Annotated in this window: 19 protein-coding genes and 1 tRNA gene; all 20 read left to right on the forward strand. The window is 62.4% G+C overall.

Translation table 11 applies throughout. The features are described 5' to 3' along the window. The first annotated feature begins 2 nt into the window (after window positions 1–2). The gene (gene rplT, locus ACCQ09_RS08675; RefSeq protein WP_011037598.1) at window positions 3–362 is read left to right on the forward strand and encodes a 50S ribosomal protein L20; all 360 of its coding nucleotides are present in this window, start codon (window positions 3–5) and stop codon (window positions 360–362) included. Window positions 363–660: 298 nt separating this feature from the next. Then, on the forward strand, window positions 661–1671 hold the full coding sequence (gene pheS / locus ACCQ09_RS08680; protein WP_040941100.1) for a phenylalanine--tRNA ligase subunit alpha: 1011 nt from the start codon (window positions 661–663) through the stop codon (window positions 1669–1671). Window positions 1672–1800: 129 nt separating this feature from the next. Further along, window positions 1801–4176 (forward strand): phenylalanine--tRNA ligase subunit beta, encoded by a 2376-nt coding sequence (pheT, locus tag ACCQ09_RS08685; protein WP_228428265.1) that lies wholly within the window; start codon window positions 1801–1803, stop codon window positions 4174–4176. A gap of 20 nt (window positions 4177–4196) precedes the next feature. After that, complete coding sequence (locus ACCQ09_RS08690) at window positions 4197–4496, forward strand: integration host factor subunit alpha (RefSeq protein WP_002811076.1); 300 nt, start codon at window positions 4197–4199, stop codon at window positions 4494–4496. Continuing rightward, window positions 4477–4833: a MerR family transcriptional regulator gene (locus tag ACCQ09_RS08695; protein WP_005995911.1), complete on the forward strand. Its 357-nt coding sequence runs from the start codon at window positions 4477–4479 to the stop codon at window positions 4831–4833. The genes ACCQ09_RS08690 and ACCQ09_RS08695 overlap by 20 nt, the downstream gene beginning before the upstream one ends. Before the next feature lie 60 nt (window positions 4834–4893). Beyond that, a tRNA-Pro gene (locus ACCQ09_RS08700) sits at window positions 4894–4970 on the forward strand. A 469-nt stretch (window positions 4971–5439) separates the two neighbouring features. Continuing rightward, complete coding sequence (locus ACCQ09_RS08705; RefSeq protein ID WP_029216900.1) at window positions 5440–6138, forward strand: polysaccharide biosynthesis/export family protein; 699 nt, start codon at window positions 5440–5442, stop codon at window positions 6136–6138. Then, the gene (locus tag ACCQ09_RS08710; protein WP_197708535.1) at window positions 6120–7559 is read left to right on the forward strand and encodes a GumC family protein; all 1440 of its coding nucleotides are present in this window, start codon (window positions 6120–6122) and stop codon (window positions 7557–7559) included. The genes ACCQ09_RS08705 and ACCQ09_RS08710 overlap by 19 nt, the downstream gene beginning before the upstream one ends. A 242-nt stretch (window positions 7560–7801) precedes the next feature. Further along, window positions 7802–9256, forward strand: coding sequence for an undecaprenyl-phosphate glucose phosphotransferase (locus ACCQ09_RS08715; protein ID WP_040941103.1), 1455 nt, complete (start codon window positions 7802–7804; stop codon window positions 9254–9256). A gap of 94 nt (window positions 9257–9350) precedes the next feature. Further along, window positions 9351–10637 carry a hypothetical protein gene (locus tag ACCQ09_RS08720; RefSeq protein WP_040942285.1) on the forward strand — a complete coding sequence of 429 codons (1287 nt, stop codon included), beginning with the start codon at window positions 9351–9353 and terminating at the stop codon, window positions 10635–10637. 35 nt (window positions 10638–10672) lie between these two features. Beyond that, a complete protein-coding gene (locus ACCQ09_RS08725; protein WP_014508148.1) occupies window positions 10673–11728 on the forward strand; it encodes an acyltransferase family protein in 1056 nt (351 codons plus the stop codon). Further along, window positions 11725–12795, forward strand: a complete 1071-nt coding sequence (locus tag ACCQ09_RS08730; RefSeq protein ID WP_057672151.1) for an acyltransferase family protein — start codon at window positions 11725–11727, stop codon at window positions 12793–12795. Before ACCQ09_RS08725 ends, ACCQ09_RS08730 begins: the two co-directional genes overlap by 4 nt. Window positions 12796–12862: 67 nt before the next feature. Further along, complete coding sequence (locus ACCQ09_RS08735) at window positions 12863–14005, forward strand: glycosyltransferase family 4 protein (RefSeq protein WP_040941106.1); 1143 nt, start codon at window positions 12863–12865, stop codon at window positions 14003–14005. Then, window positions 14002–15051 (forward strand): glycosyltransferase, encoded by a 1050-nt coding sequence (locus ACCQ09_RS08740; RefSeq protein WP_228428266.1) that lies wholly within the window; start codon window positions 14002–14004, stop codon window positions 15049–15051. Before ACCQ09_RS08735 ends, ACCQ09_RS08740 begins: the two co-directional genes overlap by 4 nt. Window positions 15052–15068: 17 nt before the next feature. Then, complete coding sequence (locus tag ACCQ09_RS08745) at window positions 15069–16547, forward strand: lipopolysaccharide biosynthesis protein (protein WP_029628934.1); 1479 nt, start codon at window positions 15069–15071, stop codon at window positions 16545–16547. Between the two features lie 64 nt (window positions 16548–16611). Further along, entirely contained in the window at window positions 16612–17814 is a 1203-nt protein-coding gene (locus tag ACCQ09_RS08750) for a GumK N-terminal domain-containing glycosyltransferase (RefSeq protein ID WP_011037586.1), read from the forward strand. Window positions 17815–17854: 40 nt separating this feature from the next. Next, window positions 17855–18649, forward strand: a complete 795-nt coding sequence (locus ACCQ09_RS08755; RefSeq protein ID WP_011037585.1) for a polysaccharide pyruvyl transferase family protein — start codon at window positions 17855–17857, stop codon at window positions 18647–18649. Window positions 18650–18656: 7 nt separating this feature from the next. Continuing rightward, window positions 18657–19448, forward strand: coding sequence for a WecB/TagA/CpsF family glycosyltransferase (locus tag ACCQ09_RS08760; RefSeq protein WP_011037584.1), 792 nt, complete (start codon window positions 18657–18659; stop codon window positions 19446–19448). A gap of 34 nt (window positions 19449–19482) precedes the next feature. Next, window positions 19483–19980 (forward strand): cupin domain-containing protein, encoded by a 498-nt coding sequence (locus ACCQ09_RS08765; RefSeq protein ID WP_040941110.1) that lies wholly within the window; start codon window positions 19483–19485, stop codon window positions 19978–19980. Window positions 19981–20036: 56 nt separating this feature from the next. Next, on the forward strand, window positions 20037–21062 hold the full coding sequence (locus tag ACCQ09_RS08770) for a TraB/GumN family protein (protein ID WP_040941111.1): 1026 nt from the start codon (window positions 20037–20039) through the stop codon (window positions 21060–21062). The last annotated feature ends 46 nt before the right edge of the window (window positions 21063–21108 follow it).

Genomic DNA, 21108 nt, shown 5'->3' on the forward strand with positions numbered 1-21108 from the left:
CCATGGCACGAGTAAAGCGTGGCGTACAGGCGCGTCGCCGCCACAAGAAAATTCTGACCCTGGCAAAGGGTTACTACAACGCACGCCGCAAGGTGTTCCGCGTTGCCAAGCAGGCCGTCATCAAGGCACAGCAGTACGCCTACATCGGCCGCAAGCAGAAGAAGCGTAATTTCCGTTCGCTGTGGATCACCCGCATCAACGCGGCTGCCCGCATCAACGGCTTGAGCTACAGCCGTTTCATGAATGGCATGCTCAAGGCTGGTATCACCCTGGACCGTAAGGTACTGGCTGATATCGCCGTGCACGACGCCGCCGGCTTTGCCGCGCTGGCCGAGAAAGCAAAGGGCGCGCTGGCAGCGTAAATGCAGGTCCCTCTGCAGGCCTCGCACCTGTGTGCGGACGCTTGAAGAGAGAGTCCACATCAGCAACCCGCACCATGTGGGTTGTTGAAGAGGACAAGTCATCGCAAGTCATTGCATCGTCGTGTGCAGGGCTTCGGTGAGGGAAACGCAGATATGCAGGGGGAAGGGCGCGAGTCCTTCCCCTTTTGCGTTTCAGGGAGCGGCCACCGCAGCAACGCGCGGTGCGGCTTCCAGGTGTGCAAGGCGGCCCGGTGCAGTCCGGGAGTTCGTTCGGCTGAGCAGGTGAGGCACGAGTGCAATGAGTGAGATTCAATCCCTGACCGCGCAGGCGTTGGCCGATGTTGCTGCCGCGCAGACGCCGGACCAGCTGGAAACGCTGCGCGTCGCGCTGCTGGGCAAGAACGGCAGCATCACCGCCCAGCTCAAGCAGCTCGGCACGTTGCCGGCCGACCAGCGCAAGGCGGCTGGTGAGGCGATCAACCTGGCGCGCGATGCGCTGACCACGGCGCTGACCGAGCGCAAACAGGTGCTCGAAACCGCTGCGCTGGATGCCCGTCTGGAAGGGGAGCGCGTCGATGTGACGCTGCCCGGCCGACGCGGTGAGCGCGGCGGTCTGCATCCGGTGACGCGGACCCTGGAGCGCATCGTCGAGATCTTTGCGCGGCTGGGTTACGAGTTGTCCGACGGCCCGGAGATCGAGGACGACTGGCACAACTTCGAAGCGTTGAACTTCCCGCCGCATCATCCGGCGCGTGCCATGCACGACACGTTCTACTTCGGCGATGGCCGCCTGCTGCGCACGCATACCTCCGGCGTGCAGGTGCGTTACATGGATACCGCAGTGGCCACCAAGAGTGGCCCGCCGCTGCGCATGATTGCGGCCGGCAAGGTGTATCGCTCCGATTCGGATCAGACCCACTCGCCGATGTTCCATCAGGTCGAAGGTCTGCTGGTGGACGAGCATTCCAACTTCGCCGATCTCAAGGGCACCTTGTCCGAGTTCGTGCGTGCGTTCTTCGAGCGCGATTTCGAAATGCGCTTCCGGCCCAGCTATTTCCCGTTCGTTGAGCCTGGTGCGGAAGTGGATATCGCCTGGCAGCAGCCCGATGGCAGCACCCGGTGGCTGGAAGTGCTTGGCTGCGGCATGGTGCACCCGAACGTGCTGCGCAGCGTCGGCATCGATCCGGAGCGCTACACCGGCTTCGCCTTCGGTCTGGGCGTCGAGCGCTTTGCGATGCTGCGCTATGGCGTCAACGACCTGCGTGCCTTCTTCGAAAACGACGTGCGGTTTCTCAGGCAGTTTGCTTGAGGGCAGGAAATCGGGAATAGGGAATAGAGAATCGGAGCAGCCAAGCGCGCTCCTGGCTCACCTTCCAGATCCCCGAAGACCTCCCGCTGCTGCGATTCCCGATTCCCTATTCTCTTTTCCCGGCTCCCCATGAAATTCTCAGAAAATTGGCTGCGTAGCCACGTTCCGATCCAGGCGAGCCGCGAGGAGCTTGCCGCGACGCTGACGGCCATTGGCCTGGAAGTCGAAGCGGTCACGCCGCTGGGTGATGCGCTGGGCCAGGTGGTGGTGGCGCGGATCATCGCGGCGGTGCGCCATCCGGAGGCCGATCGCCTGCAGGTGTGCAGCGTCGACGCGGGGCAGGGCGAGTTGCTGCAGATCGTCTGCGGTGCGCCCAATGCGCGCGCTGGCCTGGTCGCGCCACTGGCCCTGGTCGGTGCGCAGATCGGCGAGCTGACGATCAAGGCGGCCAAGCTGCGCGGTGTGGCGTCCAATGGCATGTTGTGCTCGGCCAAGGAGCTTGGCCTGGACAGCGACGCCTCGGGCCTGTTCGAGCTGCCGGACGATGCGCCGGTGGGCCAGGCGCTGGCCGAGTATCTCGGTTTGCCCGATGCCAGCATCGAAATCAAGCTCACCCCCAACCGCGCCGACTGCTTCAGCGTGCGCGGTATCGCCTTCGACGTGGCGGCTGCCTGCGCCAGCGAAGTCGTCGCCTTTGATGCGGCTGCCGTGGCGCCTGTATCGACGCGCACGCTCGCGGTCGAGCTCAATGCCGGCAGCGAGGCGCCGCGCTATTGCGGGCGTGTGATCGAAGGCATCGATCCTGCGGCGACCACACCGGTGTGGATGGCCGAGCGCCTGCGCCGCAGCGGCGTGCGCCCGGTGTCGTTGCTGGTGGATATCACCCAGTACGTGATGCTGGAGCTCGGCCAGCCGATGCATGCCTTCGACCTGGATACGCTGCATGGGCCGGTTGGCGTGCGGCGCTCGCGTGCTGGCGAGCAACTGGCATTGCTCGATGGCCGTGAGGTCACGCTGGACGACAGCTTCCTCACCATCACCGACGCAGATCGCCCGGTGGCACTGGCCGGCTTGATGGGCGGGCTGGACACGCGCGTCACCAACACCACGCGCAATGTGTTTCTGGAGTCGGCATATTTCGAACCTGCCGCGATCATGGGCCGCGGCCGCAAACTCGGCCTGCACACCGATGCCGGCCATCGTTTCGAGCGTGGCGTGGATCCGGCGCTGGCACCGCAGGCGATCGAAGTCGCGACGCGCTTGGTGCTGGAGCTGGCCGGCGGCGTGCCCGGGCCGGTGGTGGACGCCGCGCTGCCGCAGCATCTGCCGCAACCGGCGTCGATTCTGTTGCGGCGTGCGCGCATCGCGCGCGTGCTCGGTATCCAGATCGACGATGCGGACGTGGCGCGGATCCTGACCGCGTTGGGCATGCACGTCGAGACGGTTGCAGAAGGCTGGCAAGTGACGGCGCCGAGCCGCCGTTTCGACATCGCGATCGAAGAGGACCTGATCGAAGAGCTGGCGCGCATCCACGGCTACGACCGTGTGCCGACCACCTTGCCCGGTGGCGCCAGCCGCATCGCCATGCCCAGCGAAACGCAGCTGGACGAGCTCAGCGTGCGCCGCCAGCTGGTGGCGCGCGAGTTGCAGGAAACCATCAACTACGCCTTCGTCGATGCCGCATTGCTGGAGCGCTGGCAACTGAACGATGGCGTGGTGCCGCTGGCCAATCCGCTGAGCGCCGAGCTTGCGGTGATGCGCCCGCGGTTGTTGCCGGGCCTGGTGGCCACCGTGGGGCGTAACGTTGCGCGGCAGGTCGGGCGGGTGCGCTTGTTCGAACTGGGCAAGGTGTTCTCCGCTGCAGGCCCTGGCGATGCGCCGGTCGAGTCGCAGCAGGTGGCTGCGGCTGTCTGCGGCGATGCACTGGCGCTGCAATGGGGTGAGCCTGCGCGCAAGGTCGATTTCCACGATCTGAAGGGCGATTTGCTGGCCCTGGCTGCGGCCAGCGGCGCGGTGCTGGAATTCCAACCGGCCACGCAGCCATTCGGTCACCCGGGCCGGTCCGCCGACATCTATCGCGATGGGGTATGCATTGGCTGGATCGGCCAGGTGCACCCGCGCCTGGCCAAGTCCCTGGACATCGACGTGGACGTCATCGCGTTCGAGCTGCAGCTTGCGCCGCTGGTGAAGCGGGCGCTGCCACGTGCTGGCGAGCTGTCGCGTTACCCCTCGGTGCGTCGCGACCTGGCTTTTTTGGTGCCGGATGCAGTGAGCTGGGCGGCGCTGTCTGCAAGCGTGCGCACCAGCGTCGGCCCGTTGCTGCGCGAGGTGCAGTTGTTCGACCGGTATGTGGGCCAAGGGGTCGAGCCAGGTTTCAAGAGCCTGGCTATGGGCTTGATTTTGCAGGATAACTCGCGCACTCTCACCGACCGGGACGTGGATGCGGTCGTCGCCGATGTGGTGGCCGTGATCGAGCGCGAACATCGCGCCCGGATCCGGGGTTGAGGCGGTAACAGGGGATTGGCATGGCATTGACGAAAGCGGAGATGGCCGAGCGTCTGTTCGACGAAGTCGGCCTGAACAAGCGTGAGGCGAAGGAATTCGTCGACGCGTTTTTCGATGTGCTGCGCGATGCACTGGAGCAGGGCCGTCAGGTGAAGTTGTCGGGCTTCGGCAACTTCGATCTGCGGCGCAAGAACCAACGGCCCGGTCGCAATCCCAAGACCGGTGAGGAAATTCCGATTTCGGCCAGGACGGTGGTGACCTTCCGCCCCGGCCAGAAGCTCAAGGAACGGGTGGAGGCTTATGCTGGATCCGGGCAGTAATCGCGAGCTACCGCCGATTCCGGCCAAGCGCTACTTCACCATCGGTGAGGTGAGCGAGCTGTGCGACGTCAAGCCGCACGTGCTGCGCTATTGGGAAACCGAATTTCCGAGCCTGGAACCAGTCAAGCGGCGCGGCAACCGACGCTACTACCAGCGGCACGATGTGCTGATGGTGCGGCAAATTCGCGGCCTGCTGTACGAGCAGGGCTACACCATCGGTGGCGCGCGTCTGCGTCTTGAAGGGGATGGCGCCAAGAGCGAGTCAGCGCTGAGCAATCAGATCATCAAGCAGGTGCGCATGGAGCTTGAAGAAGTCCTGCAGCTGCTGCGACGCTAGGAAAGCGCCGCATAAAGCCGCTATAATCGCAGGCCGCCTCAGGGCGGGACGCAACATCTTCGGGGTATAGCGCAGCCTGGTAGCGCACTAGTCTGGGGGACTAGTGGTCGTCGGTTCGAATCCGGCTACCCCGACCAAACAACAGGCCCATGTCGTAAGACGTGGGCCTTTTTGTTGCGTCGCAACATGTGAGTTCGATGGCATTCCAAGCTATGCCACTATGCGTAACGGCATATTGCAAGGCAGCATATGCAAGTCCTGTGCGCATTTATTTTGCGGTTCAGGCTGCTACGGGTCAAGATCAGTAGGCGTCCGTAAGTGCCCGGAAACGCTAGAGTTCGTATGCTGAGAATGACGACCCGGGTCACGTTCTTTTAACGTCGAGGCGACGAACTTGAATCAATAGGCCAACGCCGTCAAAAAAATGGCGTGTTGTGCCTTGCGATGTGTTCGTTCTATGCCATAGTGCACTGCAACACGCGATTCAACGTTGGTCCCGGCACGTGTCGGGTTGCAACTTCCTGTCGTACGTTCGTGCTGGCGCCTGAGCCGGTTGAATGCTGCGCGAGGTCCTGTCCCATCCAACAGAGGCAGCCAGCTACACGCATGAAGAAACTGATCGGACGACTCTGCCAAGGCCTCAGCCTGGCTCTGCTCTGCTCGATGTCGCTGGGCGCTTGCAGCACCGGCCCGGAGATGGCGTCTTCGCTGCCGCATCCGGACCCGCTGGCAATGTCCACGGTGCAGCCCGAATACCGTCTTGCACCGGGCGATCTGTTGCTGGTGAAGGTGTTTCAGATCGACGATCTGGAGCGGCAGGTCCGCATCGACCAGAACGGTCACATCTCATTGCCGTTGATTGGCGACGTCAAGGCCGCCGGTCTGGGCGTTGGCGAACTGGAAAAGCTGGTCGCCGATCGGTATCGCGCAGGCTACCTGCAGCAGCCGCAGATTTCGGTATTCGTGCAGGAGTCCAACGGGCGCCGCGTCACGGTCACTGGTGCGGTAGACGAGCCGGGCATCTACCCGGTGATCGGCGCCAACCTCACCTTGCAGCAGGCGATCGCGCAGGCCAAGGGTGTCAGCACGGTGGCAAGCCGCGGCAACGTGATCGTGTTCCGCATGGTCAACGGGCAAAAAATGATTGCGCGGTTCGACCTGACCGAGATCGAGAAGGGGGCCAATCCGGATCCTGAGATCTATGGCGGCGACATTGTCGTGGTGTATCGCTCGGATGCGCGCGTGTGGTTGCGCACCATGCTGGAACTGACCCCCTTGGTGATGGTGTGGCGCGCTTACCGATGAGTATGAATTCAGACAATCGTTCCTCTTCGTCGCAGCGTCATGGTCATCTGGAACTGGCAGATGTCGGCTTGATGGACTACTGGCGCGCCCTGGTCTCGCAGCTCTGGCTGATCATCCTGATCGCCGTCGGCGCGCTGTTGCTGGCATTCGGCATCACGATGTTGATGCCCGAGAAGTACCGCGCCACCAGCACCCTGCAGATCGAGCGTGACTCGCTCAATGTGGTGAACGTCGACAACCTGATGCCGGTGGAATCGCCGCAGGATCGCGATTTCTACCAGACCCAGTACCAGTTGCTGCAGAGCCGTTCGCTGGCGCGTGCGGTGATCCGGGAAGCCAAGCTCGATCAGGAGCCGGCGTTCAAGGAACAGGTGGACGAGGCGCTGGCCAAGGCCGCTGAAAAGAATCCAGAGGCGGGCAAGTCGCTCGATTCGCGGCAGGCGATCGTCGAGCGCAGCCTGACCGATACGCTGCTGGCCGGGCTGGTGGTCGAGCCGATCCTCAACTCGCGCCTGGTGTACGTCAATTACGATTCGCCAGACCCGGTGCTGGCTGCCAAGATCGCCAACACGTACCCGAAGGTGTTCATCGTCAGCACGCAAGAACGTCGTATGAAGGCGTCTTCGTTTGCGACACAGTTTCTGGCTGAGCGCCTGAAGCAGTTGCGCGAGAAGGTCGAAGACTCTGAAAAGGATCTGGTCTCGTATTCGACCGAAGAGCAGATCGTGTCGGTTGGCGACGACAAGCCCTCGCTGCCTGCGCAGAATCTGACCGATCTCAATGCGTTGCTGGCATCCGCACAGGACGCCCGGATCAAGGCCGAGTCAGCTTGGCGGCAGGCCTCCAGTGGCGATGGCATGTCATTGCCGCAGGTCTTGAGCAGTCCATTGATTCAGAGCCTGCGCAGCGAGCAGGTGCGTCTGACCAGCGAGTACCAGCAGAAACTGTCGACCTTCAAGCCGGATTACCCGGAGATGCAGCGCCTCAAGGCGCAGATCGAAGAGTCGCGTCGTCAGATCAATGGCGAAGTCATCAATATCCGTCAGTCGCTGAAGGCGACCTACGACGCCTCCGTGCATCAGGAGCAGCTGCTCAACGACCGCATCGCCGGTCTGCGCACCAACGAGCTGGATCTGCAGAGCCGCAGCATCCGCTACAACATGCTCAAGCGCGACGTCGACACCAACCGCCAGCTCTACGATGCGCTCCTGCAGCGCTACAAGGAAATCGGCGTGGCGAGCAACGTGGGCGCCAACAACGTGACCATCGTCGATACCGCAGACGTGCCTACGTCTAAGACTTCGCCGAAACTCAAATTGAACCTCGCGTTGGGCCTGATCTTTGGCGTATTCCTGGGCGTGGCTTTGGCTCTGGTTCGCTACTTCCTGCGTGGGCCTTCTCTGAAGTCGCGGTTGAACTGACATCGTGATGTTGCAAAACGATGGTTAATTGAAGTGACAACTGATTCAGCGTGGAAAAGGTGGGATCCCGTAAGGTGCGGGCTCCCTCGTTTGAAGGTTTGTCTCTGTTGAAACAAAGGGCTGTCGTGCGATCTGGGGTCGGTAGGTATTACCGCGGTGATCGGACGACAGGATGATTGAAAGCTCGCGTGCGATTCGTATGTTCCCCCGCATGCGCCGTATCGAGTTTGGAGGACATCCCCATGCTTTTGGCAGACTTGAGTAGCGCGACTTACACGACATCCTCGCCGCGATTGTTGTCCAAATATTCGGCAGCCGCCGACCTGGTCCTGCGCGTGTTCGACCTGACCATGGTCGTTGCGTCCGGACTGATCGCATACCGCATCGTTTTCGGTACCTGGGTACCCGCAGCGCCTTATCGGGTCGCGATTGCGACAACGTTGTTGTACTCGGTCATCTGCTTTGCGTTGTTCCCGCTGTATCGCAGCTGGCGCGGCCGTGGATTGCTGAGTGAGCTGATGGTGCTGGGTGGCGCATTCGGCGGTGTGTTTGCGCTGTTCGCGGTGCATGCCCTGATCGTGCAAGTGGGCGAGCAGGTGTCGCGTGGCTGGATTGGTCTGTGGTTCGTTGGCGGCCTGGTCTCGCTGGTGGCCGCACGCACCTTGCTGCGTGGCTTTCTCAACCACTTGCGTACGCAGGGTGTGGATGTCCAGCGCGTGGTAGTGGTGGGTCTGCGTCATCCGGTGATGAAGATCAGCCATTACCTGAGCCGTAACCCCTGGGTCGGTATGAACCTGGTTGGCTATTTCCGCACGCCGTACGACCTGGCAGTGACCGAACAGCGCCAGGGCCTGCCTTGCTTGGGTGATCCCGATGAGCTGATCGAGTACCTGAAGAACAACCAGGTGGAGCAGGTGTGGATCTCGTTGCCGCTTGGTGAGCGCGACCACATTAAGCAGCTGCTGCAGCGTCTGGATCGCTACCCGATCAACGTGAAGCTGGTGCCCGACCTGTTCGACTTCGGCCTGTTGAACCAGTCCGCCGAGCAGATCGGCAGCGTGCCGGTGATCAACCTGCGTCAGGGTGGCGTGGATCGTGACAACTACTTCGTGGTCGCCAAGGCGCTGCAGGACAAGATCCTGGCGGTGATTGCGCTGATGGGCCTGTGGCCGCTGATGCTGGCCATTGCGGTAGGCGTGAAGATGAGCTCGCCCGGCCCGGTGTTCTTCCGTCAGCGCCGCCACGGCCTGGGTGGCCGCGAGTTCTACATGTTCAAGTTCCGCTCGATGCGGGTGCATGACGATCATGGCACCACGATTCAGCAGGCGACCAAGAACGACACGCGGATTACGCGCTTCGGCAGTTTCCTGCGCCGCAGCAGCCTGGACGAGCTGCCGCAGATCTTCAATGTCTTGGGTGGCAGCATGTCGATCGTGGGCCCGCGCCCGCACGCCGCGCAGCACAACACGCACTATGAAAAGCTGATCAACCATTACATGCAGCGTCACTACGTCAAGCCGGGGATTACCGGTTGGGCGCAGGTCAACGGTTTCCGCGGTGAGACCCCGGAGCTGCGGACGATGAAGAAGCGCATCCAGTACGACCTTGACTACATCCGTCGTTGGTCGCTGTGGCTGGATATCCGCATCATCGTGCTGACGGCCGTGCGCGTGCTCGGACAGAAGACCGCGTACTGATGACGGTGGGGAGTGTGCGACCTGGCGCACCTTGCGCCGCGGGCGGCTGCATCGCAGCCGCCTTTCTCTCGCGGGCGCTGACATGCTGATTCAAATGAGCGAGCAGGCGCGGGTGCGTTGGCACAACGCGCTGATCGAGCTGACCCTGCTGACCGGCGTGGGCTACAACCTGCTGCTGGCGTTGATCAACGCCAACGTGTTCACCGTACGTCCGGTGATCACATATGCAGTGGAATTTCTGGTCTACGCAGCCTGTTTCCTGCTCGGGCTGGGCTCGATGAGCCGACAGCGCATCGCGATGATCTTCGGCGGGCTAGGCTTGATCGTGACGCTGATGTTCGTGCGTTTCCTGGTCAACTGGCAGATCGACCCCAAGTTCTTCCGCGATGCCCTGGTGGTCTTTGCATTTGTCGTGCTGGGGTCTGCTTACACCGGCTCGTTGCCCAAGCTGTTCATACGCATGACGATCATCGTGTCATTGGTCGCTGCGTTCGAGCTGGCGATGCCCTCGGCTTATGGCGATCTGGTCAACCCGAAGAGCTTCTTCGTCAATGCGCGCGGCATGAGTGCAGAAGGGTTCTGGAACGAGGACAGCAATCTATTCGTCAGTGCCACACGACCCGGTGAGCGCAACTTCCTCCCAGGCTCGAACCTGCCACGCGCCTCTTCCTGGTTCATCGAGCCGGTGACGATGGGCAATTACATCTGCTTCTTCACCGCGATCGTATTGACGTTCTGGCGCTGGATGCGGCCGTCGATGCTGATTCTGTCTATTGGATTGATCGGCTTCATGATTGTGGCATCCGACGGCCGACTGGCTGCCGGCACCTGTGTGCTGATGGTGCTGCTGTCGCCGTTATTGAAACGGATGGATCAGCGGTTGGCGTTCCTGTTGTTCCTGTTTGTGATCGCCTCTGCCTGGCTGCTGGTGTGGATGACCGGGATTACGGCCTACCAGGACACCACGATGGGGCGCATCTTCTTCACTGTGAATTCGATGAACAATCTATCGTTCGAGTCGTGGATGGGCCTGGATTTTGCGCAGGCCTACCGGTATTTCGACAGCGGTATTTCTTACTTTATTGCTTCGCAGTCGATTGTCGGCGTGCTGGCGTTCCTGCTGTCTTATTCGTTCCTGCTGCTGATGCCGAGCAAGGAAGGGCAGTTGTTCAAAAACCAGGCGATGTTTGCCTTTGCACTGAGCCTGTTGGTGTCTAACGGCTATTTCTCGATCAAGACTTCGGCGCTGTGGTGGTTTGTCTGCGGCTGCATGTGGCACCTGATGCCATCAGCGTCAGCCGTGCCGATGCGTGACACAAACAAGGAAGATCCAACGGACAACGGCGTGCATGTGCCGTTGCCCGCAGGAGCGCCGCGGTGAATACGGTGACAGGGGCATCGGGGGCGTGGGCGCCTGTGCAGGCTGCCGGCGCGCGTGCCTTCGCGAGCGGCCGTAGCCGCGATCCACGTATCGATGCGACCAAGGCGATCGCGATATTGCTGGTGGTGTTCTGCCACGCAAAAGGCGTGCCGCACGGCATGACCCTGTTTGCCTACAGCTTTCACGTTCCGCTTTTCTTCCTCGTATCGGGTTGGCTGGCTGCCGGTTATGCCTCGCGCACAACCAGCCTGCTGCAGACAATCACCAAGCAGGCACGTGGTCTGTTGCTGCCCTATGTCGTGTTCTATCTGCTTGGATATGTGTACTGGCTGTTGACGCGCAACATCGGCGAGAAAGCTGCACGTTGGGGGAGCCACCCGTGGTGGGAGCCGATCGTGTCGATGTTTACCGGCGTTGGCCCGGATCTGTATGTGCAGCCGCCGCTGTGGTTCCTGCCGGTGATGCTGGTCACCGTGATTGGCTACGTTCTGCTGCGGCGCTGGATGCCGCCACTGGTCATTGCGGCTGTCGCAGTTGTTCTCGCCTGGTTCTGGATGAACTGGTTTCCGCTCCAGCACATGCGATTGTTCTGGGGCCTGGATGTGCTACCGGTGTCGCTGTGCTTCTACGCACTGGGCGCGCTGCTGATCCACGTGTCGCCGTATCTTCCAACCTCCTTGCCTGGTAGCGCGTTGGTCACCGTAGTGCTGGCAGCATTGGTTGCCTGGCTGGCCGGGGTCAACGGCCGCATCGATGTCAACATGCTGGAATTCGGAAGGCAGCATGCCGTATTCCTGTTGAGTGCAGTGGCGGGTTCGTTGATGGTGATCTGCGCGGCGCGCCTGGTTCAGGAATGGACATGGCTGCAGTGGATCGGGCGCAACACCTTGCTGATCCTGTGCACGCACATGCTGGTCTTCTTTGTACTGTCTGGTGTTGCGGCCTTGGCGGGTGGGTTTGGTGGGGCGCGCCCAGGCCTTGGTTGGGCCATCTTCGTGACGCTCTTTGCGCTGGTCGCCAGCGTTCCGCTGCGCTGGTTTCTGATGCGTTTTGCCCCCTGGACCTTGGGTGCACGTCCGGTGTCGGCATGACGACGGCTGCGATCACTGCCGGTCGCGTCGACACAATCGCCTCAACTGTCGCGGAGCGCGACTGGCAGATCGACGTGGCCAAGGCTCTTGCGATCATTCTGGTCGCGCTGGGGCACGCCAGTGGCATGCCGCCTGCCTACAAGCTGTTTGCCTACAGCTTCCATGTGCCTCTGTTTTTCGTTCTTTCCGGCTGGGTCGGTGAACGCTTCGGGCGTCGTGCATTTGGCCGGAAGACGGTGGGAAAGCTTGCGCGCACGCTGCTGATTCCCTACGTCAGCTTTTTTCTGGTGGCTTACGGCTACTGGATACTGAGCGCAGTGCTCAACGGCACATCCCAGTCCTGGGCTGGCCACCCCTGGTGGCATCCGTTTGTTGGATTGCTGTGGGCCAATGGATCCAGCTTGTATGTGCTCCCGGCCTTGTGGTTTCTCCCCGCACTGTTTGTCGCCACCGTTGTCTACCTGGCACTGCGCGAAGACCTGAGCGCCGCAGTGCTCGCGGTCTGCAGTTTGCTGGTTGTGTGGGCGTGGACGCGTTGGTTCCCAGGGCTGCGGCTGCGCCTTCCGTTTGCACTGGATGTGCTGCCGGTCGCGCTGTTCTTCATTGCAGTCGGCGCATGGCTGTCACGCTTCGCAGAGAGAGTGCGCGCGCTTCCTGCGGTCGTTTGGGTCGTCGCGTTCCCGGTCCTGGCATTCGCCTGGGGGGGCGTTGCAGCCATGAACGGGCAGGTGGATGTCAATAATCTTCAGTTCGGAAAATCGTCGCTCCTGTTCCTGATCGCAAGCCTGCTGGGTACAGCAATGACGTTGTGCATTGCCTACTTCATGCAAGGGTGGCGCTGGCTGCGTTGGATCGGCGCCAATACGCTGCTGATCCTTGGCACGCACACGTTGGTGTTTCTGGTCGTGACCAGTGTCGTGGTGCGAACCGGGGTGATCGATCGCAAACTCATCGGTACACCTGTCTGGGCGCTGGCTCTCTGCGCCTTTGCCATCGCTGCCTGCATTCCCATGCGTGCCGTGCTGGTGCGCGCCGCGCCCTGGATGTTGGGATTGAAACGCAAGTGAGACATTTTCAGAATCATCAGTCGATGTGGCGTGTTCGTGTGAGTCACCGGCAAAGGAGATCGGCGCAATGAAAGTCGTGCATGTGGTCCGCCAGTTCCATCCGTCGATCGGGGGGATGGAGGAAGTCGTGCTGAACGTGGCACGTCAGCATCAGGCCAACAGTGCCGACACGGTTGAGATCGTGACGTTGGATCGTGTGTTCACCGATCCCTCTGCGCAACTGGCGCAGCACGAGGTCCATCAGGGGTTGCCGATCACTCGCATCGGCTATCGTGGTTCATCGCGGTACCCGATCGCGCCGTCGGTGCTGGGGGCGATCCGTTCGGCGGACGTGGTGCATCTGCATGGCATTGATTTTTTCTACGACTACCTGGCGTTGACCAAGCCGCTGCACGGCAAGCCGATGGTGGTCTCGACGCATGGCGGGTTTTTCCACACTGCCTATGCGTCGCGCATGAAGCAGATCTGGTTCCAGACGCTGACGCGTACTTCTGCGCTGGCCTATGCGCGTGTGATCGCCACTAGCGAGAATGACGGCGATCTGTTCGCCAAGGTGGTCGCGCCGTCGCGCTTGCGGGTGATCGAGAACGGTGTCGACGTGGAGAAGTATGCAGGGCAGGGCGCTCGAGCGCCGGGACGGACCATGCTGTATTTCGGGCGTTGGTCGGTCAACAAGGGCCTGATCGAAACGCTTGAATTGCTGCAGGCTGCGCTCACGCGTGATCCGCAGTGGCGGTTGATCATCGCCGGGCGCGAGTACGATTTGAATGAGGCGGATCTGCGCAAGGCCATCGCCGAACGCGGTTTGCAGGACAAGGTGCAGCTGAGCATGTCGCCATCGCAGCAGCAGTTGTGCGCGTTGATGCAGCAGGCGCAGTTCTTCGTGTGCCTGTCGCGGCATGAGGGGTTTGGGATTGCGGCGGTGGAAGCGATGAGCGCGGGGTTGATCCCGATTCTCAGCGACATTCCTCCGTTCGTGCGGCTTGCCACCGAGTCCGGACAGGGTGTGATCGTCAATCGCGACAGGATTCAGGCCGCGGCCGACAGCGTGCAAGCATTGGCGCTGCAGGCCGATGCGGATTTCGATGCGCGCCGCACGGCGACCATGGCGTATGTGGCGCGCTACGACTGGCGGCACGTGGTGGGGCGTTATATCGACGAGTACCACGCTGCGCTGGGAACACCACGTACGCAGGAGGCCGTGCGATGAGCGCGTCTGCTTCGCTGCCAGTGACGCGCGCTGCTGCGGCGCCCCGGATCACGGTGCTGTTCTCCACCGAAAAGCCGAACGCCAACACCAACCCGTATCTCACCCAGCTCTACGATGCGCTGCCGGACGCGGTGCAGCCGCGCTTCTTTTCGATGCGCGAGGCGTTGTTGTCGCGCTACGACGTGCTGCATCTGCACTGGCCGGAATATCTGCTGCGCCATCCCAGCAAGATGGGCACGCTGGCCAAGCAGGCCTGCGCTGCCTTGCTGCTGATGAAGTTGCAGCTGACCGGCACGCCGGTGGTACGCACCTTGCACAACCTGGCGCCGCATGAAGACCGCGGCTGGCGGGAGCGCGCGCTGCTGCGCTGGATCGATCAGCTCACGCGGCGCTGGATCCGCATCAACGCCACTACACCGGTGCGGCCGCCGTTCACCGACACCATCCTGCACGGCCATTACCGCGACTGGTTCGCGACGATGGAGCAGGGCACCACGGTGCCTGGTCGGCTGCTGCATTTTGGATTGATCCGGCCGTACAAGGGCGTTGAGGTGTTGCTCGACGTCATGCGCGATGTGCAAGACCCGCGCCTGAGCCTGCGCATCGTCGGCAACCCGGCGACGCCGCAGATGCGCACGCTGGTCGAAACCGCCTGCGCGCAGGATGCACGTATCAGTGCACTGCTGGCCTATGTCGAGGAGCCGGTGCTCGCGCGCGAAGTCAGTGCCTGCGAACTGGTGGTACTGCCATACAAGCAGATGCACAACTCCGGCACCTTGCTGCTGGCGTTGTCGTTGGCGCGGCCCGTGCTTGCGCCGTGGAGCGAATCGAACGCCGTGATCGCCGAAGAGGTGGGTCCGGGTTGGGTGTTCCTGTACGAAGGCGAGTTCGATGCGGCGTTGTTGAGCGGCATGCTCGATCAGGTGCGCGCCGCGCCGCGTGGCCCGGCGCCCGATCTTTCACAACGTGATTGGCCACGGATCGGGCAATTGCACTATCGCACCTATCTGGAAGCGCTCGGCAAGGATGGAGACGCCGCGCTGTGACCGCAGAGACATCGACCATGACTTCCCCAACACCGCCGCCGCGCAGCCTCGGGTCGCGTGCCGCTGGCGGCGCCGCCGTGACCATGATCGGGCAGTCGGCCAAGATGATCGTGCAGTTCGGCGGCATCGTGCTGCTGGCACGCTTGTTGACGCCGTACGACTACGGCTTGATGGCCATGGTGACCGCCATCGTGGGGGCCGCCGAAATCCTGCGCGACTTCGGTCTCTCCGCAGCCGCCGTCCAGGCGAAACATGTCAGCCGCGAGCAACGCGACAACCTGTTCTGGATCAATAGCGGCATCGGTCTGATGCTGTCGGTGGTGGTGTTCGCCACCGCGCACTGGATTGCGGACTTTTATCATGAGCCCGCATTGGTGACGATTTCGCAGGCATTGGCGGTGACCTTCCTGCTCAACGGGATGACCACCCAATACCGCGCACACCTCAGTCGGGGGCTGCGCTTCGGTCAGGTAGCGCTGAGCGATGTGGGGTCGCAGGTGTTGGGGTTGGGTGCTGCAGTTGCGGCCGCCTTGGCCGGCTGGGGCTACTGGGCGTTGATCGTGCAGCAGGTGGTGCAGGCCATCGTGAACCTGATCATCGCCGGCGCATGTGCACGCTGGTTGCCGCGCGGGTACGCACGGCAGGCGCCGATGCGCGATTTCATGAGCTTTGGCTGGAACCTGATGGCGGCGCAGCTGCTCGGCTATGCGAGCCGCAACGTTGGCCAGGTGATCATCGGCTGGAGAACCGGGCCCGATGCGCTGGGTCTGTACAACCGTGCCTTCCAGTTGCTGATGATGCCGTTGAACCAGATCAATGCACCGGCCACCAGCGTTGCGTTGCCGGTGCTTTCGCAATTGCAGGATGAGCGCGAGCGTTACAGCGCTTTTTTGTTGCGCGGCCAGACGGTCATGGTGCATTTGATCTTTGCGTTGTTCGCGTTTGCCTGTGCACTGGCCATGCCGCTCATCGTCCTGGTGCTGGGTGAGCAGTGGCGGGAAGCGGTGCCGCTGTTTCAGGTGTTGACGCTGGGCGGTATCTTCCAGACGGCGTCGTACGCAACCTACTGGGTGTTCCTGTCGAAGGGGTTGATGCGCGAGCAGTTGGTGTATTCGTTGGTCGGTCGCATCCTGCTCATCGCCTGCATTTTTGTTGGCTCCCGCTGGGGGGCCATGGGCGTGGCGATCGGCTATTCATTCGGCCTGCTGTTGATCTGGCCGCTATCGCTGGTCTGGATCGGCAAGATCACGGACGCACCGGTCGGTGCGTTGTTCGTCAATGCCATGCGTGCGCTGGTGGCCTACGGTATCGCCGGCGGCTGCGCTTATTACGCATCGGTCACTGTCGGTGGTCCATTGTGGCAGCAGCTGCTGGTCGGCGCCGGCGCGATGGCGCTGGTCTGTCTGCTCGCATTGGCATGGCCGGGATTCCGGCGTGACGTGGTCGCTATCGTCAATATCCGCAAGCTGCTCACGCAGGCGAAGGCTCGCCGATGACACTGCACTGCGGTACTGGAATGTTGGACTTCGAAACTTCCCACTCTTGCAAAGGACACGGCCTATGAGCGTCTCTCCCGCAGCTCCAGCTTCCGGCATTCGCCGTCCCTGCTATCTGGTCTTGTCTGCTCACGATTTCCGCACGCCACGTCGGGCTAACATCCATTTCATCACCGATCAGTTGGCTTTGCGTGGCACGACGCGTTTTTTTTCGTTGCGATACAGCAGACTCTCCCGCATGAAGGGAGATATGCGCCTGCCGCTGGATGACACCGCAAATACCGTTGTCTCGCACAACGGTGTGGACTGTTACCTGTGGCGCACGACAGTGCATCCATTCAATACACGCCGGAGCTGGCTGCGTCCTGTGGAAGATGCCATGTTCCGCTGGTATGCCGCGCATCCGCCAAAGCAGTTGCTGGACTGGATGCGCGAGTCCGATGTCATCGTGTTTGAAAGCGGAATCGCCGTCGCATTCATCGAGCTTGCCAAGCGGGTCAATCCGGCTGCCAAACTGGTCTATCGCGCGTCGGACGGGCTGAGCACCATCAACGTGGCGTCTTACATCGAGCGCGAGTTCGACCGCGTGGCTCCGACGCTGGACGTCATTGCCTTGGTGTCGCCCGCGATGGCCGCAGAAGTAGCGAGCCGCGACAACGTCTTCCATGTAGGCCACGGCGTGGACCACAACCTCGATCAGCTCGGCGACCCGTCGCCGTATGCCGAAGGCATCCATGCAGTTGCAGTCGGGTCGATGCTGTTTGATCCTGAATTTTTCGTCGTTGCCAGCAAGGCCTTTCCGCAGGTGACCTTCCATGTGATCGGCTCCGGGATGGGCCGCCATCCGGGCTACGGCGACAATGTCATTGTCTATGGCGAAATGAAGCACGCGCAGACGATTGGCTATATCAAGCACGCACGTTTCGGCATTGCGCCTTACGCGTCCGAGCAGGTGCCGGTGTATCTGGCAGACAGCTCAATGAAATTGCTGCAATACGACTTTTTCGGCTTGCCGGCGGTGTGCCCGAATGCTGTGGTGGGGCCGTACAAATCGCGCTTCGGGTACACGCCAGGCAATGCCGATTCGGTGATTGCCGCCATTACCCAGGCACTGGAAGCACCGCGTGTACGTTACCGCCAGTGTCTCAACTGGTCCGACACCACCGACCGCGTGCTCGACCCACGGGCGTATCCAGAAACCCGTCTTTATCCGCACCCCCCCACCGCCGCGCCGCAGCTCTCTTCGGAGGCAGCGCTCTCACATTGAGGCGGCGCTTTTTGACCACGTTTGAAGGAGGATCCCTGTCATGGCCAACGCTTTACTGCAGAAATGGGTGGAACGCGCGGAACGTCGCGCATTGTTCTGGTGGCAGCCCAAAAACGGTGGCGTGAACATGGGGGATCACCTGTCGAAGGTGATCGTGTCGTGCGTGTTGGCGTTGCAGGACAAGACACTTCTGGAAAAACGCGATTTGCGCAAGAAGCTGATCGCAACCGGGTCGGTGCTGCATTTCGCCAAAGATGGCGACACCGTATGGGGAAGCGGTATCAACGGCAAGATTCCAGCCGAGCGCAATACGTTCAGCACGCTGGACGTACGCGCGGTACGCGGTCCCAAGACCCGCGCGTTTTTGCTGGAACGTGGCATCGCCGTGCCTGAGGTCTACGGAGACCCGGGATTGCTGACCCCGATGTTTTTCCCCGCCGACGCCCTCGGCCCGGTGACCAAGCGTCCGTTCGCGATCGTGCCGCACTTCAACGAGCCGGTTGAGAAGTACAGCGCCTACGCCGAGCATCTGGTGTTCCCCAACGTCAAGCCGGCCACCTTCATGAGTGCGCTGCTGGGTGCAAAATTTGTCATCAGCAGTTCGCTGCACGGCCTGATCCTTGCCGAAGCCTATGGCATCCCGGCGGTGTATCTGGACTGGGGCAACGGCGAAGACCGTTTCAAGTACGACGACTACTACCACGGCACCAGGCGCATGCAATGGCATGCCGGCCACAGCGTGGAAGAATGCATGGAACTGGGCGGCAACGGCAGTTTCGATCTTGAACGCTTGCAGGCAGGATTGCTGGCTGCGTTCCCTTACGATTTGTGGTGAAACGACAATGCATGGCCAGCCAGCAGGTGTGGAGACGGCAACGGTGAGTCCAGCGACACCTGCGCAAGGGGTGGTGATTCCGCTGGGCGGCTTCCCGGTGTTGTCGACCACGCAGGAAGCCTTTGCGCTGGATCTGTTCCATGCGCTGGCCGCGCATCAGCCGCGGCGGGTGTTTTTCGCGAACACCAACTTCATCGTGCAGTGCCAGGCGCTGCGCGCGCGCATGCAGGCGCCGGCAGTGCGCATCGTCAACGATGGGATCGGCATGGATCTGGCGGCGCGCCTGATCCATGGCCGCCGATTCGCCGGCAATCTCAACGGCACCGACCTGATTCCGTACCTCTGCCGCGAGGCCGCGCAGCCGCTCAAGTTCTTCCTGCTTGGCGGCCGCCCGGGCGTGGGCAAGACCGCCGCAGCGACCTTGACCGGAACGCTGGGCCAGCAGGTCGTGGGCATGTGCGATGGGTATGGCGAATTTGCGGCGGCGGGCGAGGGCCTTGCCGAGCGCATCAATCGCTCCGGCGCCGATGTGCTGCTGGTGGCCTTCGGCAACCCGCTGCAGGAGCGGTGGATCCTCGACCACAGCGAGGCCTTGCAGGTGCCGCTGGTGTTCGGCGTGGGAGCCTTGCTGGACTTTCTCTCCGGCACTGCCAAGCGCGCGCCCAACTGGGTGCGCCGTTTGCATATGGAATGGATGTACCGGCTGCTCAACGAGCCGCGCCGGTTGCTCAAGCGCTATAGCTGGGATCTGCTGGTGTTCTTCCGCACCTGCCTGCGTGCGGGCAAACAGCTGGCGTGATGCACGGCGGCGGCGTGTGGCCTAGCATGCGTGCATGCATCCAACCGCCGCCGCGCTGATTCGAACATTTGGCCTTGCCCCCCATCCGGAGGGCGGCCACTACCGACGCGTGTATGCGTCGACGCGCCAGGTGCTGGATGACAGCGGTGCGCCGCCGCGTCCGGCGCTGACCGCCATCCGCTTCCTGTTGTGCGCAGGCGAAGCCAGTCGCTGGCATCGTGTGGATGCCGAGGAGTGCTGGCACTGGCAGCAAGGTGCTCCACTGGAGTTGCTGATCTTCGACGAAGCGAGCGGGCAGTTGCGGCGCGAAGTGCTGGACGCCGCAGAGCGTGGCGACGCCATGCACGTGGTGCCGGCCGGCTGCTGGCAGGCGGCGCGCTCGCTGGGAGACTTTACCCTGGTGGGCTGCACGGTTTCGCCAGGGTTTGTCTGGGAAGGTTTCGCGCTGCTCGAAGACGGCTCGCCGCTGGCGGCGCAGCTGGCCGCGTTGGTTGCCGAAGGCGCCGCGCCGGAGCCGCCAACGCTTCCCTAACGCGTGCGGGCCCGCGTTCGCGTAGTGTCCGCGTTCCAACCGGGAGGCGGTACGTGATGCAGCGCAGGGGGGCGGTGTGGCGGGCAGGAATCGCCTTGGTGTCGTTGTTGGCACCGATGCTGGCGTGTGCCGTCGAGGTGGCCGTACAGGCGCCGGCAGCGCCGCCAACGGTGGTCGATCTGGAAGCCATGGTGGTGCGCGGGCAGCAACCCGGCCCCGGCCTGTGGAAGGTCAGCAAGGGCGACCACGTGCTGTGGATCCTGGGCACATTGTCGCCATTGCCCAAAGACCTGGAGTGGCAAGCGACCGAGGTCGAAAACATCATCGGCCAATCGCAGCAGGTGCTGATGGCGCCGATGGTGCAGGTGGATGCCGACGTTGGCATGTTCGGCAAGCTGGCCCTGCTGCCGGCCGCGATGAAGGCGATGAAGAACGAAGACGGGCGCGAGCTGCGCGATGTGCTGCCGCCTGAGTTGTATGCGCGCTGGACCGTTGCCAAGGCGCGTTACATGGGGCGCGACCGTGGCGTGGAGCGCAAGCGGCCGATGCTGGCTGCCGGCGAGTTGTATCAGGCTGCGCTCAAACGCTCTGGCCTGGCCCGCTCGCCGGTGATCTGGTCGGTGGTGGAGCGCGCTGCCAAGCGCGCCGGTATCAAGCCGACCTCGACCACGCTCGAATACAAGATCGACAACCCGCGGCAGGCGATCAAGGATTTCCGTGCGGGCGGTATGGACGACACTGCGTGCTTTCGCAGCATTCTGGTGACTGTCGAACGCGATTTGCCGACGATGGTGGAACGCGCCAATGCCTGGTCGGTAGGCGACATCGAGACGTTGCGGCAGTTGCCGCGTGCCGACCCGCAAGCCGCGTGCATGGGAGCGATGGCCAGTACTGGCGTGGCCAAGAAGCGCGGCATCAACGATCTGGAAGGCCGGCTGCGCCAGCATTGGCTGGAGATCGCCACGCAGGCGCTGCAGCGCAACCGCAGCACCTTTGCGGTGTTGCCGATCAGCCGGCTGACCGCCTCCGACGGCTATGCCGCGCGCTTGCGTGCGATGGGCTATGAGGTGGAGGCGCCCTGAGTACGGTGCGAGGTTGTGTGACTGGCTCGACCTGATGTGCGCTTGG

The sequence above is a fragment of the Xanthomonas sp. NCPPB 2586 genome (assembly GCF_041475775.2).
In the GTDB taxonomy this organism is placed as follows: domain Bacteria; phylum Pseudomonadota; class Gammaproteobacteria; order Xanthomonadales; family Xanthomonadaceae; genus Xanthomonas; species Xanthomonas campestris.

Bases quoted from the DNA above. Each gene is read 5' to 3' on its own strand.
- rplT (WP_011037598.1), top strand. From the start codon at position 3: ATGGCACGAGTAAAGCGTGGCGTACAGGCGCGTCGCCGCCACAAGAAA.
- pheS (WP_040941100.1), top strand. From the start codon at position 661: ATGAGTGAGATTCAATCCCTGACCGCGCAGGCGTTGGCCGATGTTGCT.
- pheT (WP_228428265.1), top strand. From the start codon at position 1,801: ATGAAATTCTCAGAAAATTGGCTGCGTAGCCACGTTCCGATCCAGGCG.
- ACCQ09_RS08690 (WP_002811076.1), top strand. From the start codon at position 4,197: ATGGCATTGACGAAAGCGGAGATGGCCGAGCGTCTGTTCGACGAAGTC.
- ACCQ09_RS08695 (WP_005995911.1), top strand. From the start codon at position 4,477: ATGCTGGATCCGGGCAGTAATCGCGAGCTACCGCCGATTCCGGCCAAG.
- ACCQ09_RS08705 (WP_029216900.1), top strand. From the start codon at position 5,440: ATGAAGAAACTGATCGGACGACTCTGCCAAGGCCTCAGCCTGGCTCTG.
- ACCQ09_RS08715 (WP_040941103.1), top strand. From the start codon at position 7,802: ATGCTTTTGGCAGACTTGAGTAGCGCGACTTACACGACATCCTCGCCG.
- ACCQ09_RS08720 (WP_040942285.1), top strand. From the start codon at position 9,351: ATGAGCGAGCAGGCGCGGGTGCGTTGGCACAACGCGCTGATCGAGCTG.
- ACCQ09_RS08730 (WP_057672151.1), top strand. From the start codon at position 11,725: ATGACGACGGCTGCGATCACTGCCGGTCGCGTCGACACAATCGCCTCA.
- ACCQ09_RS08735 (WP_040941106.1), top strand. From the start codon at position 12,863: ATGAAAGTCGTGCATGTGGTCCGCCAGTTCCATCCGTCGATCGGGGGG.
- ACCQ09_RS08740 (WP_228428266.1), top strand. From the start codon at position 14,002: ATGAGCGCGTCTGCTTCGCTGCCAGTGACGCGCGCTGCTGCGGCGCCC.
- ACCQ09_RS08745 (WP_029628934.1), top strand. From the start codon at position 15,069: ATGACTTCCCCAACACCGCCGCCGCGCAGCCTCGGGTCGCGTGCCGCT.
- ACCQ09_RS08750 (WP_011037586.1), top strand. From the start codon at position 16,612: ATGAGCGTCTCTCCCGCAGCTCCAGCTTCCGGCATTCGCCGTCCCTGC.
- ACCQ09_RS08755 (WP_011037585.1), top strand. From the start codon at position 17,855: ATGGCCAACGCTTTACTGCAGAAATGGGTGGAACGCGCGGAACGTCGC.
- ACCQ09_RS08760 (WP_011037584.1), top strand. From the start codon at position 18,657: ATGCATGGCCAGCCAGCAGGTGTGGAGACGGCAACGGTGAGTCCAGCG.
- ACCQ09_RS08765 (WP_040941110.1), top strand. From the start codon at position 19,483: ATGCATCCAACCGCCGCCGCGCTGATTCGAACATTTGGCCTTGCCCCC.
- ACCQ09_RS08770 (WP_040941111.1), top strand. From the start codon at position 20,037: ATGCAGCGCAGGGGGGCGGTGTGGCGGGCAGGAATCGCCTTGGTGTCG.